The following is a 16,920-nucleotide window of genomic DNA, read 5'->3' as shown; positions in this document are numbered from 1 at the left end:
GCCGTCCGCGCGGGGCGGACGGGGGCCTTCAGTGGGCCGGGACCCGTTCCGCCTCGCGGGACAGCGCCGCCAGCACCGGGGCGATCAGCGGGTGCGCCTCGGCGCCGCGACGGGTGGCGGCGAAGACCCTGCGGGTGGCGGCGGGCCCGGTCACCGGACGGACCCGGACCTCCTTGAGGTCCATGCCGCGCAGCGCCGATCGCGGTACGAGGGCCACTCCGGCGCCCGCGCCCACCAGGGCGGTCACGGCCCGGAAGTCGTCGGAGGAATGCGCGAAGCGCGGCTGGAAGCCCGCCAGTTCACAGGCCAGCAGGGTCACGTCGTGGCACGGGTTGCCCGGGTACTGGCCCACCCACTCCGCCTCCGACAGGTCCGCCAGCGCCACGGCCGGGAGATCGGCGAGCGGGTGCCCCGCGGGCAGGACCGCGTCGAAGGGTTCCGCGTAGAGCGGGAGCACCGACAGCCGGGCGTCGTCCGCGCCCGGCCCGCCCCGGTACTCGACGGCCAGGGCCACGTCGGCTTCGCCGTCCAGCAGCATCGGCAGGCTCTGGTCCCCCTCGGCGTCGCGGACCCGCAGGCGGATGCCCGGGTGGTCCAGGGCCAGCCGGGAGATGGCCGGGGCGAGGACCTCGGCGATGCCGGTCGCGAAGGCGGCCACCGTGACCTCGCCCGCCGATCCGCCCGCGTACGCGGCGAGTTCGGCCTCGGCCCGCTCCAGCTGGGCCAGCACCTCGTGGGTGTGGCCCAGCAGGATCTCTCCGGCCGCGGTGAGCCGTACGCCCCGGCCGCTGCGGGTCAGCAGGGCATGGCCGGTCTCCTGCTCCAGAGCGGCTAGCTGCTGGGACACGGCGGAGGGGGTGAGGTAGAGGGCTGCGGCCGCGGCGGTCACCGTACGGTGGTCCGCCACGGCCCGCAGGATGCGCAGCCGGCGGGGGTCGATCACCCCTCCATTGTCTCAGCCGGCGGACGCGCCGAGCGCCGCGCGGGCGTCGACGAAGGCCGCCACCGCGCGCTCCACGTCGGCCGTGGAGTGGGCCGCCGAGAGCTGGACGCGGATCCGCGCCGCGCCCATCGGCACGACCGGGTACGAGAAGCCGATCACGTACACGCCGCGCTCCAGCAGCAGCTCGGCCATCTTCGCGGCCTCGGCGGCGTCGCCGATCATGACGGGGGCGATGGCGTGGTCGCCGGGCAGGATCTCGAAGCCCGCGGCCGTCATCGCGGAGCGGAAGAGCGCGGTGTTGGCCGCCAGCCGCTCGCGCAGGTCGTCGGCGGACTCCAGCAGGTCGAGGACCTTCAGGGAGGCGGCCGCGATCACCGGGGCGAGGGAGTTGGAGAAGAGGTACGGGCGCGAGCGCTGGCGCAGCAGCTCGACGATCTCGGCGCGGGCCGCGACGTAGCCGCCGGAGGCGCCGCCGAGGGCCTTGCCGAGGGTGCCGGTGATGATGTCGACGCGGTCCATGACCCCGTGCAGTTCCGGGGTGCCGCGGCCGCCGGGGCCGACGAAGCCGACGGCGTGCGAGTCGTCGACCATGACCATCGCGTCGTAGCGGTCCGCCAGGTCGCAGATCTCGGCGAGCGGGGCCACGTAGCCGTCCATGGAGAACACGCCGTCGGTGACGATCAGCTTGCGGCGGGCACCGCCCTCGGTGGCCTCCTTGAGGCGGGTCTCCAGCTCGGCCATGTCGCGGTTGGCGTAGCGCAGGCGGCGGGCCTTGGACAGCCGGATGCCGTCGATGATCGAGGCGTGGTTGAGGGCGTCGGAGATCACCGCGTCCTCGGCGCCGAGCAGGGTCTCGAAGACACCGCCGTTGGCGTCGAAGCACGAGGAGTAGAGGATCGTGTCCTCCTGGCCGAGGAAGGACGACAGCCGCGCCTCCAGCTCCTTGTGTACCTCCTGGGTGCCGCAGATGAAGCGGACGGAGGCCATGCCGTAGCCCCAGCGGTCGAGGGCGTCCTTCGCGGCGGCGACTACCTCGGGGTGGTCGGCCAGCCCGAGGTAGTTGTTGGCGCAGAAGTTGAGGACCTCGCCCGGGGCGCCGCCCGAGGTGACCGCGACGGCGGCGTTCTGCGGGGTGCCGATGACGCGCTCGGGCTTGTGCAGGCCCGCGGCGCGGATCTCGTCGAGGGTGGCGCGGAGGTCTTCGCGGACGGACTCGAACATGGGCTTCGGTTTCTCCTTGTGACGAAGGGGGCCGGGCCCCGCGGAGGGGGGTGCGGGGCCCGGCCGGAGGGAGATGGTTCTGTGCGGACGGCTGACGGCTGACGGCTGGCGGCAGACGGCAGACGGCAGACGGCAGACGGCAGTGTTACGCCGTCCAGTCCAGGATGATCTTGCCGCTGCGGGCGGTGGACGCCTCGTCGAAGGCTGCCTCGAAGTCGCGGTGCGAGTAGCGGCCGGTGATGACCGGGGACAGGTCGAGCCCGCCCTCCAGGAGCACGGTCATCGCGTACCAGGTCTCGAACATCTCGCGGCCGTAGATCCCCTTGATGGTGATCATCGAGGTGACGACCTTCGCCCAGTCCACCGGGAACTCCTGGGCCGGCAGGCCCAGCATGGCGATCCGGCCGCCGTGCGTCATGTTGTCGATCATGTCGCGCATCGCCTCGCCCCGGCCGGACATCTCCAGGCCGATGTCGAAGCCCTCGCGCAGGCCCAGCTGCGCCTGCGCCTCGGCGATGGAGGATTCGGCGACGTTGACCGCGAGGGTGGCGCCCGCCTTGCGGGCGATGTCCAGCCGCTCCGGGCTGACGTCGGTGATCACGACGTTGCGCGCGCCGGCGTGCCGGGCGACGGCTGCGGCCATGATGCCGATCGGGCCCGCGCCGGTGATCAGGACGTCCTCGCCGACCAGCGGGAAGGACAGGGCGGTGTGCACGGCGTTGCCGAAGGGGTCGAAGATCGCCGCGACGTCCAGGTCCACCGCCGTGCGGTGCACCCACACGTTCTGCGCGGGCAGGACCACGTACTCGGCGAAGGCGCCGTCGCGGCCGACGCCGAGCCCGATGGTGCTGCGGCACAGGTGGCGCCGGCCGGCCAGGCAGTTGCGGCACTTGCCGCACACCAGGTGGCCCTCGCCGCTGACCAGGGCGCCGATCTCGATGTCGCGGACGTCCGCGCCGAGCGCGGCGACCTCGCCGACGAACTCGTGGCCGAGGACGAGGGGGGTCTTGACCGCGCCCTGCGCCCAGCCGTCCCAGGCACGGATGTGCAGGTCGGTCCCGCAGATGCCGGTGCGCAGCACCTTGATCAGCACGTCGCCGGCGCCGTACTCGGGCTCGGGAACGTCCATGAGCCACAGCCCGGGCTCGGCCTTGTGCTTGACGAGTGCCTTCATGGGGGTGGCTCCAGGCATGCGAGGGGGCGCCGTGCGCGCTGGTGCGCGGGTGGCGTGGGTGACGTGCACCAATCTGCCGATCAGCGCGGTGATCAGTCCATCGAGACTTTCTTAAGCGGGCCGACAGCGCAGCTTCACGCCTATGCTCCTCCAGTGAGGGGGACGGGGCCCGGGGGAGCATCCGGCGGAATGTCCCGGTCCGGGGAAAAAGGGGAGGTGAGGGCCGTGCCGAGTCTGCGCAGCAGAGTGCTTGCGGCCGCACTGGTCGCCACGGGGCGCCGAAGACGGTTCGCGACGGCGGAAGCGGTCCGGGCCAAGGTGGCCGAGTCGGCCCGCCGGCCCGCCTCGCACCTGCCGCCGCGCTCGCTGGGGCGGGTCGCCGACGTGTCGCGGACCTTCGTCGGAGCATGGCCCGTGTACGACGTCTGCCCGCGGGGCGCGGAGCCCCTGGCGCGCGTGCTGTACGTACACGGCGGCGCGTTCGTCAACGAACTGGCCCGGCCGCACTGGTCGCTGATCCGGACCCTGGTGACCCGGGCGCGCGCCCGGGTCGTCGTCCCCGCGTACATCCTGGCGCCGCGCGGGACCGCCGACCGTACGGTTCCGGTCGCCGCCGACCTGCTGAGCGGCCTGATCGCGGGCGGCGGCGCGGGCGGCACCGTACTGCTCGGCGACTCCGCCGGGGCCGGGCTGGCGCTGGCCGCCGCGCAGCGGCTGCGCGAGCGCACCGGGGCCCAGCCGTCCCGGATCGTGCTGATCTCCCCCTGGCTGGACGTCAGCATGAGCCACCCGGACCAGGCGGCGATCGAGGCCGCCGACCCGGTACTGGCCCGGCCGGGCCTGGCCGAGGCGGGCCGGCTGTACGCGGGCAACCTCGCCGCCGACGACCCCCGGGTGAGCCCCCTGCACGGCTCCTTCGAGGGGCTGGCGCCGCTGACGGTGTTCACGGGCACCCGGGACCTGCTCAGCACCGACAGCCGGGAGCTGCTGGCCCGGGCCCGCGCGGCCGGGGTCGGGGTGGACTGGCACGAGGAGCCGGGCCTGCCCCACCTGTACCCGCTGCTCCCGGTCCCCGAGGGCCGCTCCGCCCGGGACCGCATCGTCGAACTGATCAGGGCCACGACGGCCGACCCGCCCGAGTCCTAGGCCGTACAGGTCATGAGCGAGCTGACCGGCCAGGCGCGGTAGGCGCTCCAGTACGCCTCGTCGCGCGCCCGGTCGGCGGGCGGCGTGCGGCTGGGCTGCCAGCCGACGGTGGTGAAGCCCGCGTCGACGGCGGCCTCGGCGAAGTCGGCGTGCGCCCATTCGCGGTACTCGAAGTGCTGCGGGGGCTCGGTCAGGAACTGGGCCTTCAGCAGCGGTGCGTCGCCGTCCGGCAGCCGGTCGAGGATCCGCATCCCGTACGGGGACCAGTCGACGTGGGGGAAGCCGCCCGGGTTGCGCACCAGGGTCAGCAGGCGCCCGCCGGGCCGCAGGTTGGCGCGGATGCCGCGGAACATCGCGTGCAGGGCCTCCCGGTCGGGTGCGTGGCTGAACAGGTACACGGCGGTGGCCACGTCGAAGGGGCCCAGCTGGGGCATGGCCGCCGCGTCGGCGAGGACGTACTCGACGCGGACGGCGCCGGGCGCCGCCCCGGAGGCGGCCGCCTCGGCCCGGCGCAGCCGCTCGGGGCAGCTGTCGACGCCGACGGTGCGCCGGGCCCCGCCGTTCGCGAGCAGCGCGGCGGTGCCGCCGTGTCCGCAGGCCACGTCGAGGGTGTCGAGGTCACGGACCCCGCCCAGGGCATCGAGTGCGGTGCGCAGCGTGTAGGCGTCGGCCGCGGTGAAGGCCGCCCGGGGCGCCGGGTGCGTGGACGTGGTGTCGGAGGGCTGGTGCATGCCGGCATGCCTCCCCGGTGGCGGCGCGCGGGACGGCCCGGTGCGGGGCGCGTCCCCCGCACGGGGGAGGCGTTCGGGTCAGCGCCTGCGGCGTACGGGTCCCGGCCGGACCGGTGCCGGGCCGGTGCCGGTACCCGGCCGGGCCGGTACCGGTGCCGGGATGCAGCGGCCGCCGCCGAGGGCGCATCCTTGCTGTGTGACGGCGAGACCGGACGGCGGCGGCCACGCCCCCGACGACGCCACGGCCCGGGTGCTCGCGCGGGCGACCGCGAGCGCCGTCGAGGCCCTCGGCGGGTACGCGGGCGGCGTGTACCTGCGCTGTGCAACGCCGGACCTGCTGCGACTGGCGGTGGCCACGGGGATGCCGGGGCGGCTGTTCCAGCCGTGGTGGCGGATGCAGGTGCACCGCCCCTACCCGGTCGCCGAGGCCCACCGCTCCGGCCAGTCCGTGCACCTCCCGGACGAGGAGGCGGCCATGCGCCGCTTCCCCCAGCTGATGGCCGGGCTGCCCTTCACCTTCGCCTCGCTGTACGAACCGGTCGCCGCGGGCCGGGAGCGGTTCGGCGTGCTGTTCGTGCTGCGCCCGGCCACCCCCGGAATCCCGGTGGCGGCCGTCGACCGGGAGCGGCTGCGCGCCTGCGCCGACGGCCTCGCGGCCGAGCTGGCCGCCCTGACGGCGGCTTCCGGGGACCCCGTGCGGTGGGACGGCGACCCGGTCGACATCACCCCGTCCCGTCCCCCTCCCGGCGGGGGCGCCCGGGAGGCCGTGGACCGGCTGGCGCAGGCCGTGGTGGCCGTGGACCGGGCGGGCAGGATCGGCTTCGTCAACTCCGCCGCCCGGGAGCTCCTGGCCCCCGGCGCGCCCCCGCCGCGCGGCCGGATGCTCTGGGAGGCGCTGCCCTGGCTGGGACACCCCGCCTACGCGGACCACTTCCGGGGGGTGTTCCTGTCCCCCGTACCGGTGCGGTTCCCGGCCCGGCGCGGCCCGGGACCGGACGGGGACTGGGTGGGGGTGGGCCTGTACCCCGGGCCCGACGGGGTGACGGTGACCATCGACGCCGCCGAGGGGCCCGCGTACGCGCCCGGTACGGCGGCCCGGCCGGATCGCGGTCCCGGCCCGTCCGCCGACCGGGCCTCGGCCCTGTACCGGCCGGTGGCGCTCGCCATCGCCCTGACGGAGGCGGTGACCGCCCGCCAGGTGTCGGCGGTGGTCACCGAGGAACTGCTGCCCGCGTTCGGGGGCCGCCAGCTGGCGATCTACGTATTGAACGAGCGGCACCTGCACCTGGCCTGGGAGACCGGCTTCCCGAAGGGGTTCCTCGACCGTTTCGACGGGGTGTCGCTGGACGTGCGGCTGCCCGGCGTGGAGACCCTGACCTCGGGCCGGCCGCTGTTCTTCGAGTCGATGGGGCACCTCGCCGCCGCCTATCCGGGCATCCCGCTCGACACCGACGTCGGCGCCCGCGCCTTCCTGCCGCTGATCGCCTCCGGCCGGCCCGTGGGCTCCTGCATCCTCGGCTTCGACACTCCGCGCGACTTCAGCCCGGAGGAGCGTACGGTGCTCACCGCGCTCGCCGGCCTGATCGGGCAGGCCCTGGAGCGGGCGCGGCGCTACGACAGCGAGGCGGCGCTCGCCCGGGGCCTCCAGTCGGCCCTGCTGCCGCACCGGCTGCCGGTCCTGGAGCACGTGGACACGGTGGGCCGGTACCTGCCCGGGACGCTCGGCATGGACGTCGGCGGGGACTGGTACGACGTGATCGCGACGCGCGCCGGACTGCTGGCGCTGGTCATCGGGGACGTCCAGGGCCACGGGGTCGCGGCGGCCGCGACGATGGGCCAGCTCCGCAGCGCCGTACGGGCCTTCGCGCTGAGCGGCAACACCCCCGACGAGGTGGTCCGGATGACGAACGAGCTGCTGATCGACCTGGACCCGGGCCAGTTCGCCAGTTGCTGCTACATCGAGCTCGACCCGGACTCCGGCCGCGCCCTCGCCGTCCGCGCCGGCCATCCGCAGCCGCTGCTGCGCCATCCCGGCGGCCGCACCGAGGTGCTGGACCTGCCCGGCGGCCTGGTGCTGGGCATCGACGGGGGCGGCGACTACCCGGTCACCGAGCTGCACCTGGAGCGGGGCGCGGTGCTCGCCCTCTACACCGACGGGCTGGTGGAGACGCCGGGGACGGACATCGACGAGGGGGTCGAGCGGCTGCGGGCGGCGCTGGCGGCGGCCCGGCCGTCCCCGCTGACGGAGACGGCCGACCGGCTGGTCGCCGAGGCGGGCGGCACCGCCGACCGCCCCGACGACATCGCCCTGTTGCTCGCCACCCGCACGGGCGGGCATCCGTAGAGGGGTGTCCCGCGGCCCTGGCCCGGCGGATCATGGCCGGGCCGGGCGGCCCGGCACCCCCGCGACTCCGGAGCGGCCACGGAACGGCTGACGGTGCGCATCGATCCAGCAAAGCGGAAGGAAATTCATCGGGCCGGGGCTGCGGTTCCCGCACCCCCGCGCGGCTCAGCGTTTACGCGGTCTTAACGCTCGAACCGGGGCGCCGCCGGGTCGGCCGACGATGGAATCCGCAGGTGAACAGCTCTTGACCTGCGGATCTCGTGCGGATTGCATAGCGGCCCGGGAGCCCCGCAGAAACACCTTTGCCCGCGACCGCCTCGGAGGCGATACCGCTCCCGCTCTCCCCACCGCAACTGCCGATCGGAACACCGCACCGATGACTGACACGATCAGCGCTCCTCAGGCCCTCGCCCCCGCCACCGGGCCCGTACCGCAGAAGCTCAAGCGTTCCATCGGCGTCGTCGGCGGGACACTGCTCACGCTGTCGTGCGTGACGCCCGCCTCGACCCTCTTCGTCGTCGTGCCGGATCTGTTCGCCAGCCTCGGCACCTGGACCGCGCTCACCATCGCCATCGGCTCGCTGCTCTGCGTCGGCGTCGCGTTCTGCTACTCGGAGCTGGGCACGCTCATCCCCAGCGCCGGCGGCGAGTACGCCATGGTGTCCACCCTCGCCGGGCGGCTGGCGGGCTGGCTGGTCTTCGTCCTGTCCCTGCTCGTGGTCATGATCGTGCCCCCCGTGATCGCCATGGGAACGGCCGACTACCTCTCCCCCGTGATCGACGTCCCGGCCCCGCTGGCCGGCGGCGCCGTGATGCTGCTCGCCACCCTCGCCGGACTGCTCGACCTGCGGGCCAACGCCTGGATCACCGGCATCTTCCTCGTCCTGGAGGTGATCGCCGCCGCGCTGGTCGCCGTACTCGGCTTCGCCCACAGCGAGCGCGGCGCCGGCGCCCTGGTGCACGGGCAGGTGGCCGCCGAGGGCGGCGGCACCTCCACGGTGACCGCGATGATGGTGGTCTCCGGGCTGGCCATCGCCCTGTTCATCACCCAGGGCTTCTCCACCGCCGTGTACCTCTCGGAGGAGCTGGAGAAGCCGCGCCGCAACGTCCCGCGCACGGTGCTCGCCACCCTGGCCATCTCCACCGCGGTCATCCTGGTCCCGGTCATCGCCATCACCATGGGCGCCCCGGACCTGGACGCGCTCGCCGCCGGTGACCTGGGCGCGATGGTGACGGCCTGGTCGAACTCGGCCGTCGGCACCTTCGTCAGCCTGTGCGTGGCCCTGGCCATCGTCAACGCGGGCATCGTCATGGTCATCCAGAACTCCCGCGTGCTGTTCGCCTCCGCCCGCGACAAGGCCTGGCCCGAGCCGGTCAACCGCGGCCTGTCGCGCCTGGGCCGGTTCGGCTCCCCGTGGGTGGCGACCCTGCTGGTGGGCGTCCCGGGGGCGGCGATGTGCTTCGTCAACCTGGACACCCTGTACGGGGTGACGGGCGTCTCGGTGACCGGCATGTACCTGCTGGTCGCGGTGGCCGCGCTGTTCAGCCGCCGCGGCGCGCACGGTCAGGTCTCCGCCTGGCGGATGCCGCTGTGGCCGGCCGTCCCGGTCGCGCTGATCCTCGTCCTCGCCTACATCCTCACCCAGCAGGAGACCCAGTACCTGCTGTGGACCGGCGGGATCACCGCCGTGGCCACCCTGTACTGGGCGCTGTACCTGCGGCCGCGCAAGGACACGCGCTGGCTGGTGAGCATCCCGGAGACGGAGGAGGGGCTGGCGGACTGACCTCGGGCCGGACCGTCGGTTCCGGCGGACCGGGCAGGTGCGGCAGGGGCCGTCGCGGCACGCGGCGGCCCCTTCGGCCCGTCCCGGCCGGTCAGGGGGCGGACCGCCGGCCCGTCGGGGCTCCCCCGGCCAGGGTGATGGCGGTGTTGACCAGGCCGACGTGGCTGAACGCCTGCGGGAAGTTGCCCAGTTGCCGGCAGGCGACGGGGTCGTACTCCTCCGCCAGCAGGCCCACGTCGTTGCACGCCTCCAGCAGCCGTTCGAACAGGGCGCGCGCCTCCTTCTCCCGGCCGGTCAGGTGCAGGGCGTCCGCCAGCCAGAACGAGCAGGCCAGGAAGGCCCCTTCGTCCCCGGGGAGACCGTCGACGGAGGGGCCCTCGGTGCTGTAGCGGCGGACCAGGCCGCTGGAACCCAGCTCGGCCCGGACGGCATCGACGGTGCCGATGACGCGCGGGTCGCCGGGCGGCAGGAAGCCGACGCGGGGGATGAGCAGGGTGGCCGCGTCGAGTTCGCGGGAGCCGTAGTACTGGGTGAAGGTGCCCCGCTCGGCGTCGAAGCCGTTCTCGCAGACGTCGGCGTGCACCTCGTCCCTTATGGTCCGCCAGCGCTCCACGTCCCCGGGCATCTCCGGGTCCGCCTCCAGCGCCCGTACGGCCCGGTCGGCGGCGACCCACGCCATCACCTTCGAGTGCACGAAGTGGCGGCGGGGCCCGCGCACCTCCCACAAGCCCTCGTCGGGGCGGCGCCAGTTCTGCTCCAGGAAGTCGAGGAGGGCGAGCTGGATCTTCCAGGCGTGCCGTTCCGAGGCCAGCCCGGTGGCCCGGGCGAGGTGCAGGGAGTCGAGGACCTCTCCGTACACGTCGAGCTGGAGCTGATCCACGGCGGCGTTGCCGACGCGCACGGGCGCGGAGGAGGCGTACCCGCGCAGCCAGGGCAGGTCGGTCTCGGGGATCCGCCGTTCGCCCGCGATGCCGTACATGATCTGGAGGTCGGCCGGGTCGCCCGCGACGGCGCGCAGCAGCCAGTGGCGCCAGGCGCGGGCCTCGTCGAGGTAGCCGGTGGAGAGCAGGGCGCCGAGGGTGAGGGTGGAGTCGCGGAGCCAGCAGTAGCGGTAGTCCCAGTTCCGGACGCCGCCGAGCTCCTCCGGCAGGGAGGTGGTGGCGGCGGCGACGATCCCGCCGGTGGGGGCGTAGGTGAGGGCCTTGAGGGTGATCAGGGAGCGGAGCACGGCCTCCCGGTGGGGGCCCTCGTAGGTACAGATGGCGGACCAGTCCCGCCAGTCGGCGAGGCTCTGGCGGAGCGCCTGGTACGGGTCGACCTGCTCGGGGCGCGGTTCGTGCGAGGGGTGCCAGGTCAGGACGAAGGCCACCTGGTCGCCGGGGCCCACGGTGAACTCCGAGCGGGTGCTGTTGTCCTCCCCCCAGGTGCGGACGGGGGGTTCGCTGCGGAACCAGGCGGAGTCGGGTCCGGCGACGGCGACGCGGTCGCCCTCGCTGCGCCGCACCCAGGGCACGACGTGGCCGTAGTCGAAGCGCAGCCGCAGGATGCTGGTGACGGTGACCCGGCCGGAGATCCCCTCGACGATCCGCATCACGTCGGGGGCGGTGTCGCGCTGGGGCATGAAGTCGGTGACCTTGACCGTGCCCTCGTCGGTCTCCCAGAAGGTCTCCAGGACCAGGGTGCCCTCCACGTAGGCGCGCCGGGTGCAGGGTTCGCCCGCGGCGGCGCCCTTCGGGGCGATGCGCCAGTGGCCGTTCTCCTCGTCGCCGAGGAGGGCCGCGAAGCAGGCGGCCGAGTCGAAGCGGGGCAGGCACAGCCAGTCGATGGACCCGTCACGGCCGACCAGTCCACTGGTCATCAGGTCGCCGATGAGTGCGTAGTCTTCGATGGGTTGTGTCATTTCTCCGCTGTTCCCCCGATTCCCCGGGGCGAATCAGTCTGTCCGGCGTTGATCCACCGGCTGACGGCCCGGCCGTTCCGGCAGGAGGGTGACGCCTGCCGGAACGGGGGTGGCGCGGAGGTCCGGCCGTCGGCCGCGGAGGGTCCGGCCGTCAGTCGCGGACGAGGAGCGTCACGGCCGCGAGGACCACACCGAGGGCCAGGGCCTGGGCGCCCAGGGACAGTCGGTGGGTGCGCAGGGCCGGGACCGGCAGCAGGCGGTCGACGGCGTAGCGGCCGGAGCCGGTGAGGGTGAGGGCCGCGGCGGCTGCGGCGAGCAGGAACTCGTACTCCATGCCCTTGGGGGCGAAGAAGGACCCGGGGCCGTGGACGGCGGCGGCGTTGATCATCGTGCCGAGGACGGCCGCGCCGGCGAGCGGCGTGAGGAAGCCGACGGCGAGGGCGAGGCCGCCCAGCGTCTCGGTCAGGCCGGCCACGGCGGCCATGGTCTCGCCGGCCGGGTATCCGCTGGCGGTGAAGAACTGGCCGGTGCCGCTGAGGCCGCCGCCGTCGAACCAGCCGAAGAGCTTCTGGACTCCGTGGGCGGCCACGGTCAGACCGAGGACGACGCGCAGGAGCAGCAGGCCGGCGTCGTGCGGGGCGGTGGAGACGGCCGGGGCGGTGGAGGCGGGCGACTGCACGGCCGGTGCCGTGGCCTGGGCCTTCGTCGTGGTGGCGGAGGCGCTGGTCATGGGGGGGTTCCTTCCGGTCGGGACGGCCCGAGGGGAGTAGTTCAAATTCGAACCGACCTCCCCGACCCTAACCACTGATTCAAATTGGAACAACCCGTGTAGGCTGGACTCATGGCTGAAACGAGATGGCTGGACGACCGCGAGATGCGGGCCTGGAGCGGCTTCCTGGCCGCGTCCGCCCTGGTGAACCGGCGCCTCGACCAACAGCTCAAGGACGACTCCGGCCTGTCCCATCCGCAGTACGAGATCCTCGTGCGGCTCGCCGCGGCACCCGACCGCGAACTGCGGATGACGGAACTCGCCAATGGCCTGATCAATTCCAAGAGCGGTCTGACCTACCAGGTCACGCAGATGGAGAAGGCCGGGCTCGTCCGCCGCCGCAGTTGCCCCTCCGATGTCCGCGGGGTCTTCGCCGTCCTCACCGAGGCGGGCCTCGCCCGCCTGGAGGCGGCCGCGCCGGGGCACGTGGCCACCGTCCGCGAGGTGCTCGTCGACGTCCTGACCCCCGCGCAACTGGACGCGCTCGCCGCCGGCCTCGGCGAGGTCAGCCGCCGGCTGCGCGAACAGGGCGCCTGACGGGGTAGAAGGCCCCCATGGACGGAAAAGCCTGGCTCATCCTCATCGCGGTGCTGGCCCTCGCCCTTGCCGTCATCGCCGCCGTACTGCTGGTACGGGTCTTCGCCGCGCGCCGGCTGCTGCTGGACGCGGGGATCCCGCTGCGCGACAAGGCGCTGTTCTGGGTGGCCGTCGCGTACACGATCTCGCCCGTGGACCTGATCCCGGACCCGGTGTACCTCGACGACATCGGCGTGCTGCTGCTCGCGCTGCGCTCGCTGCACGCGGCCGCGACCGCCGCCAAGGGGCCCGCCGACCGGGCCGCCTGACGGCGGGTCGCCCGCACCGCCGCCCTTCCGGCTACTTCGGCATCAGGACGGTGTCGACGATGTACACGGTCGCGTTCGCGGTCGGGACGTTGCCGCAGACCACGTTCGAGGTGCCGTTGACCTTGTAGGACTCGCCCGAACCGGCCGTCGTGATCTTGCCCTTCTCCAGGGTGTCGAAGGAACCGTTGGCCAGCTGTCCGGGCGTGACCGTCTGCCCGACGACGTGGTAGGTGAGGATCTTGGTCAGGGTGTCCTTGTCGGCCAGCACCTTGTCCAGGTCCGCCTTCGGGATCTTGGCGAACGCGTCGTTGGTCGGGGCGAAGACGGTGATGTCCTTGGCGTTGTTCAGGGTGTCCACCAGTCCGGCCTTCTTGACGGCGGCGACCAGCGTGGACAGCGCCGGGTTGTTGGACGCGGCGGTGGCCACGGGGTCCTTGGCCATGCCGTCGAAACTGCCCGCGCCCTCCTTCGGCACTCCGGCACACGCCGGGCCGAACGGCTGGTCCGCCATGGCGGCGGGCGAGGAGGCGGCACTGCTGGGGGAGGCGTCGCCGGCGGCGGTGGCGGTGCTCCCAGAAGCCTTGTCCGTACCGGAATCGGAGGAACAGGCGGCCAGCGCGAAGGGCAGCACCGCGGCGGCGGCGACGGCGACGGCGGTGCGACGGAACCGAATCTTGTTCGTGTTCATGACGTATTTCTCCCAAGTGATCGACAGGAGCCGGAAACCGGGGCGGTAGCGCCGCGGTCGATGCTCACACCTGGTCTTCGGGGCCGCTCGGCCGGCGGATTGGTCATTCAGCCGACCGGGTGAGAACCGGGCTGTCGCTTGACGTCGCCCGCCCGGAGGCGGCGATGGCCGCCGGCTGCGGGGGAGCTGTCACTTGGGGCAAACGGGCGGGGTAACGGGCGGGGGGGGGCGGCGCCCCCCCCCCCCCCCCCCCCCCCCCGCCCCCGGTCCGCTCAGCCCCGCAGGGCCCGGGCGAGTCCCTGCCGGTCGGTGCCCAGTTTGGTGAACACCGCGGACAGCAGCTCCGAGACCGTCTGGGCGTCGCTCCGCGTCTCCTTGGCTATGGCCGCGTTGTCCAGGCCCTCGGCGGCACGGCGCGCCACCTGGTGCTCCGCGACGGTCAGGGACTCCTCCTCCGCGGTGTAGAGCCGGCGCGGGCGCAGGCCGGCGGACGCCAGCTGGGCGCGGGCCCGGTTGGCGAGCGCGTCGGCGCCGCAGGCGGAGGCGGTCTCCATGCCCCGGTAGAGCTGCTGGGCGGCCTGGTGCGGATCGCCGAGGGTGTGCAGGGCCGCCCCGTGGTCGATCAGCGCGTGGGCGAGTTCGAAGGCGGCCGGGGACTGTTCGAGGTACCCCACCGCCTCCTTCAGCAACACGGCCGCCCGCGACGGGTCCGAGGCCGCGGCGGCGACCCGCAGGGCGTGCCCGATGATGCTGGGCGCCCCGAACGCGCGGGCCCGCGAGAGGGCTTCGGCGGCCGTGGCCCGGGCCTGCTCGGTGTCGTGGGTGACCTGGGCGAGGGCCAGGTCGAGCTGCCAGGGGCTCCACGACGGGTTGCGGGTGCCGCGCAGGTCGAGGCGCTTGCCCGCCGCGGTGAGGTGGTGTTCGGCCTCGTCGATCCGGCCCTGGGCCAGCAGCAGCTTTCCGTACGCGGCCTGCGGGTCGGGGTAGACGACCGCCTGCGGGAAGCCGTCCGCCAGCCGGTAGGTGCGGGCGACCTGCTTGGCCTCGGAGACGTTGCCCCGGGCGAGCAGCGTCTCGATGAGGGTGCCGATGGCGTACCACTGGGCCGGGATGTTCTGGCCGATGCGGTCCGCGATCTGCAGGCCGTTGCGCACGAAGTCCTCGGCCTCGGCGAGACGTCCGCGCCGGAAGCGGACGTAGCCGAGCAGGGTGTAGACGAACGACAGGTGCGCGCCGCGCCAGCCCTTCGCCTCGAACTCGATGATGCCGGTGTTGAAGAGCTCCTCGGCGCGGCCCGGCTGGTCGCAGTACATGAGGGTGAGGGCCACCACGGCGGGCACCTCGAACCCGAAGTCCTGGTCGGTCCAGCTCATGCCGCCGTCGAGGGCCTGCTCCGCGTACTCCAGGGCGGTGGCGGCCGATTCGCCGCGCACGGTGGCGTCCCAGGCGCGCAGGCCCAGGATGTGCCGCTCGGCCAGTCCCCGGCCGACGACCCGCTTGGCGAACTGGGCCAGGAGCCGGGAGCGGGCCGGCGTGTTCTCCTCGTCGACCCGGACGGAGTTCCACTTGAACTGTTCGGCCTGCATGCGCAGCCGGGTCCGGGAGTTCGAGGCGTTGCGGGCCTCCTGGGCCAGGAGTTCGGCCGCCGCGGCCAGCTGGCCCGTGTGGCCGAGGGCCTGGGCGAGCCGGTAGGTGATCTGCTCCCGCAGTTCCTGCGCGGTCCGGGGCTCCTCCAGGGCGGTCCTGAGCTGGTTGATGGTGGTCATCGGGTCGTGCAGGAGGTTGGCGGAGCCGAGTTCGAAGAGCACCTCGGCCCGGTGTTCCGCGTCCGGAGGTTCGCGCAGGGCGCGCGCCAGATAGCGCCGCGCGGCGTCGGGCGCGCCGGCGGAGAAGCTCTCCCGGGCGGCCCGGCGCAGCTGCTGGACCACCCACGGGTCGCCCTCGGGGTGCATCTCCAGGAGGTGGCGGGCGGCGGCCGAGGAGCCGTGCCCCTCGTCGACGAGGGCCTGCGCGGCCATCCCGTGCATGCCGACGCGCACGCCGGGCGGGATCGAGCGGTAGACCGCCGTGGCGATGAGGGGGTGGAAGAACTCCACGACCGCCTTGCGCTGCAGGCTCGTCAGGACGGTGAGGATACGGGCGGACCGCAGCTGGTCGATGGCGTCGGCGGCCTGGGCCTCGCCGAGGGCGGCGACGTTCCCGACGATGCCGACCGGGACGGCGTTGCCGAGTACGGCCGCGGCCCAGGCCAGCCGGACGGTGGAGGGGCCGAGCTGTTCGAGCCGCTCGATCAGGCCGCTGCCCTTGACGGCCGAGGCCAGGTCGCGGAGCTGGGGGATGTTGTCCTGGTGCGGCTTGAGGCCGCGGTCGCGGCCCTTCATGCCGAGTTCGACGACCTCGAAGGGGTTGCCTCCGGTGATCGCCCAGCACTCGCGGCAGAACACGTCGTCGGCGCTCTCGCCCAGGGCCTCGCGCACGATGCGGGCCACCGCGCTCGTGGTGAGCGGGGCCAGCTCGTGCGGGCGCGCCCCCTGGCGGCCCATCAGGGCGCGCAGCGGGGCGGCGTCCGCCGGGATCTCGTCCGGGCGGCAGGCCACCATGATCAGCATGGCCAGTTCCTCGGCCCGCGCCGCGAAGGCGGCCAGCCAGGCCAGGGATTCGGCGTCGGCCCAGTGCGCGTCGTCGAGGACGAGGACCACGGGGGCTCCGCTGCGTACCGCTAAATGCGTGACGACCCAGTCCAGGCCGTCGCGCACGCCCTGCGGGTCGGGCGCCGCCGGGCCCTTGCGCGAGGCGGTCAGGCCGAGCGCCGGGGCGACGATGCCGTGCCAGCTGCCGAGCACGTCGCGGCGTTCGTCCTCGCTCATCGCCGCGAAGGCCGGCTGGATGAGCTGGCGCATCACGTGGAACGGAACCTGCTTCTCCTGCTCGCCGCCCCGGGCGGACAGGACGGTGCAGCCCCGCTCGGCGGCGTGCCGGCGGGCCTCGGCCAGCAGGGTGGTCTTGCCTATGCCGCCCGATCCGGCGAAGGTCATGACGCCGCCGCGACGGGCGGCCGCACCGCTGTCGGAGACTCCGAAGAGTTCGTCCACCGCGCGGTGGATCGCCAGAATTTCGGATTCCCGCTCGAGAAGGGGCTGCGTGGCCCCTCCTCTCGGTTCCGTGACATGTGACATTCCTGCCCCCTCCTGCGCGTGCGGCCGAGTGTACGACCCCGGGGGGCGAGATGTTGCTACTTAAACTTAATATTGCGGCATCTCGCCACTCCTGCGGAAGCAATGCTGTACTCTCGGCGGGCTCCATTGCGGTGTGACACTAAAGGATTGACGGGAACCGGACGAAAACGGCCGAAGATCAACCCTGATACGGGCAGGAT

The 16,920-nt window shown here is 73.6% G+C and carries 13 protein-coding genes; 5 read left to right on the top strand and 8 right to left on the bottom strand.

Annotated elements, in window-relative coordinates:
- Window positions 1-28: 28 nt before the first annotated feature.
- The 3 genes from ACFYYT_RS01840 to tdh form a co-directional block, all read right to left on the bottom strand.
- Window positions 29-943, bottom strand: coding sequence for a LysR substrate-binding domain-containing protein (locus tag ACFYYT_RS01840; protein ID WP_351824810.1), 915 nt, complete (start codon window positions 941-943; stop codon window positions 29-31).
- Window positions 944-955: 12 nt separating this feature from the next.
- Window positions 956-2,164, bottom strand: coding sequence for a glycine C-acetyltransferase (locus ACFYYT_RS01835; protein ID WP_351824813.1), 1,209 nt, complete (start codon window positions 2,162-2,164; stop codon window positions 956-958).
- Window positions 2,165-2,309: 145 nt separating this feature from the next.
- Window positions 2,310-3,338 (bottom strand): L-threonine 3-dehydrogenase, encoded by a 1,029-nt coding sequence (tdh, locus tag ACFYYT_RS01830; RefSeq protein ID WP_351824816.1) that lies wholly within the window; start codon window positions 3,336-3,338, stop codon window positions 2,310-2,312.
- Window positions 3,339-3,584: 246 nt separating this feature from the next.
- Between tdh and ACFYYT_RS01825 the strand changes: the two genes are divergently transcribed.
- A complete protein-coding gene (locus ACFYYT_RS01825; RefSeq protein ID WP_351824819.1) occupies window positions 3,585-4,484 on the top strand; it encodes an alpha/beta hydrolase in 900 nt (299 codons plus the stop codon).
- Here ACFYYT_RS01825 and ACFYYT_RS01820 read toward each other — a convergent pair.
- Window positions 4,481-5,215 (bottom strand): class I SAM-dependent methyltransferase, encoded by a 735-nt coding sequence (locus ACFYYT_RS01820; protein ID WP_351824822.1) that lies wholly within the window; start codon window positions 5,213-5,215, stop codon window positions 4,481-4,483. The two genes, ACFYYT_RS01825 and ACFYYT_RS01820, sit on opposite strands and share 4 nt — an antisense overlap.
- Window positions 5,216-5,375: 160 nt before the next feature.
- On the opposite strand from ACFYYT_RS01820, the gene ACFYYT_RS01815 reads away from it, so the two are divergent.
- The gene (locus tag ACFYYT_RS01815; RefSeq protein ID WP_351824825.1) at window positions 5,376-7,559 is read left to right on the top strand and encodes a SpoIIE family protein phosphatase; all 2,184 of its coding nucleotides are present in this window, start codon (window positions 5,376-5,378) and stop codon (window positions 7,557-7,559) included.
- A 376-nt stretch (window positions 7,560-7,935) separates the two neighbouring features.
- Complete coding sequence (locus ACFYYT_RS01810; RefSeq protein ID WP_351824828.1) at window positions 7,936-9,342, top strand: APC family permease; 1,407 nt, start codon at window positions 7,936-7,938, stop codon at window positions 9,340-9,342.
- A gap of 91 nt (window positions 9,343-9,433) precedes the next feature.
- Here the strand turns inward: ACFYYT_RS01810 and ACFYYT_RS01805 are convergent, their stop codons facing one another.
- Both ACFYYT_RS01805 and ACFYYT_RS01800 read right to left on the bottom strand, forming a co-directional pair.
- The gene (locus tag ACFYYT_RS01805) at window positions 9,434-11,242 is read right to left on the bottom strand and encodes a glycoside hydrolase family 15 protein (protein ID WP_351824831.1); all 1,809 of its coding nucleotides are present in this window, start codon (window positions 11,240-11,242) and stop codon (window positions 9,434-9,436) included.
- 151 nt (window positions 11,243-11,393) lie between these two features.
- On the bottom strand, window positions 11,394-11,972 hold the full coding sequence (locus ACFYYT_RS01800; RefSeq protein ID WP_351824834.1) for a DoxX family protein: 579 nt from the start codon (window positions 11,970-11,972) through the stop codon (window positions 11,394-11,396).
- A 111-nt stretch (window positions 11,973-12,083) separates the two neighbouring features.
- On the opposite strand from ACFYYT_RS01800, the gene ACFYYT_RS01795 reads away from it, so the two are divergent.
- Together ACFYYT_RS01795 and ACFYYT_RS01790 are read left to right on the top strand one after the other, a co-directional pair.
- A complete protein-coding gene (locus ACFYYT_RS01795; protein WP_351824837.1) occupies window positions 12,084-12,548 on the top strand; it encodes a MarR family transcriptional regulator in 465 nt (154 codons plus the stop codon).
- Window positions 12,549-12,565: 17 nt separating this feature from the next.
- The gene (locus tag ACFYYT_RS01790; protein ID WP_351824840.1) at window positions 12,566-12,856 is read left to right on the top strand and encodes a YkvA family protein; all 291 of its coding nucleotides are present in this window, start codon (window positions 12,566-12,568) and stop codon (window positions 12,854-12,856) included.
- A 31-nt stretch (window positions 12,857-12,887) separates the two neighbouring features.
- Here ACFYYT_RS01790 and ACFYYT_RS01785 read toward each other — a convergent pair whose 3' ends face one another.
- Together ACFYYT_RS01785 and ACFYYT_RS01780 are read right to left on the bottom strand one after the other, a co-directional pair.
- Window positions 12,888-13,544, bottom strand: coding sequence for a fasciclin domain-containing protein (locus ACFYYT_RS01785; protein ID WP_351824843.1), 657 nt, complete (start codon window positions 13,542-13,544; stop codon window positions 12,888-12,890).
- A gap of 272 nt (window positions 13,545-13,816) precedes the next feature.
- Window positions 13,817-16,720 carry an AAA family ATPase gene (locus tag ACFYYT_RS01780; RefSeq protein ID WP_385322566.1) on the bottom strand — a complete coding sequence of 968 codons (2,904 nt, stop codon included), beginning with the start codon at window positions 16,718-16,720 and terminating at the stop codon, window positions 13,817-13,819.
- Between the last annotated feature and the right edge of the window lie 200 nt (window positions 16,721-16,920).

The organism is Streptomyces sp. NPDC002032 (assembly GCF_042890765.1).
GTDB lineage: Bacteria > Actinomycetota > Actinomycetes > Streptomycetales > Streptomycetaceae > Streptomyces.
This window is presented reverse-complemented; position numbering and strand designations above follow the sequence as displayed.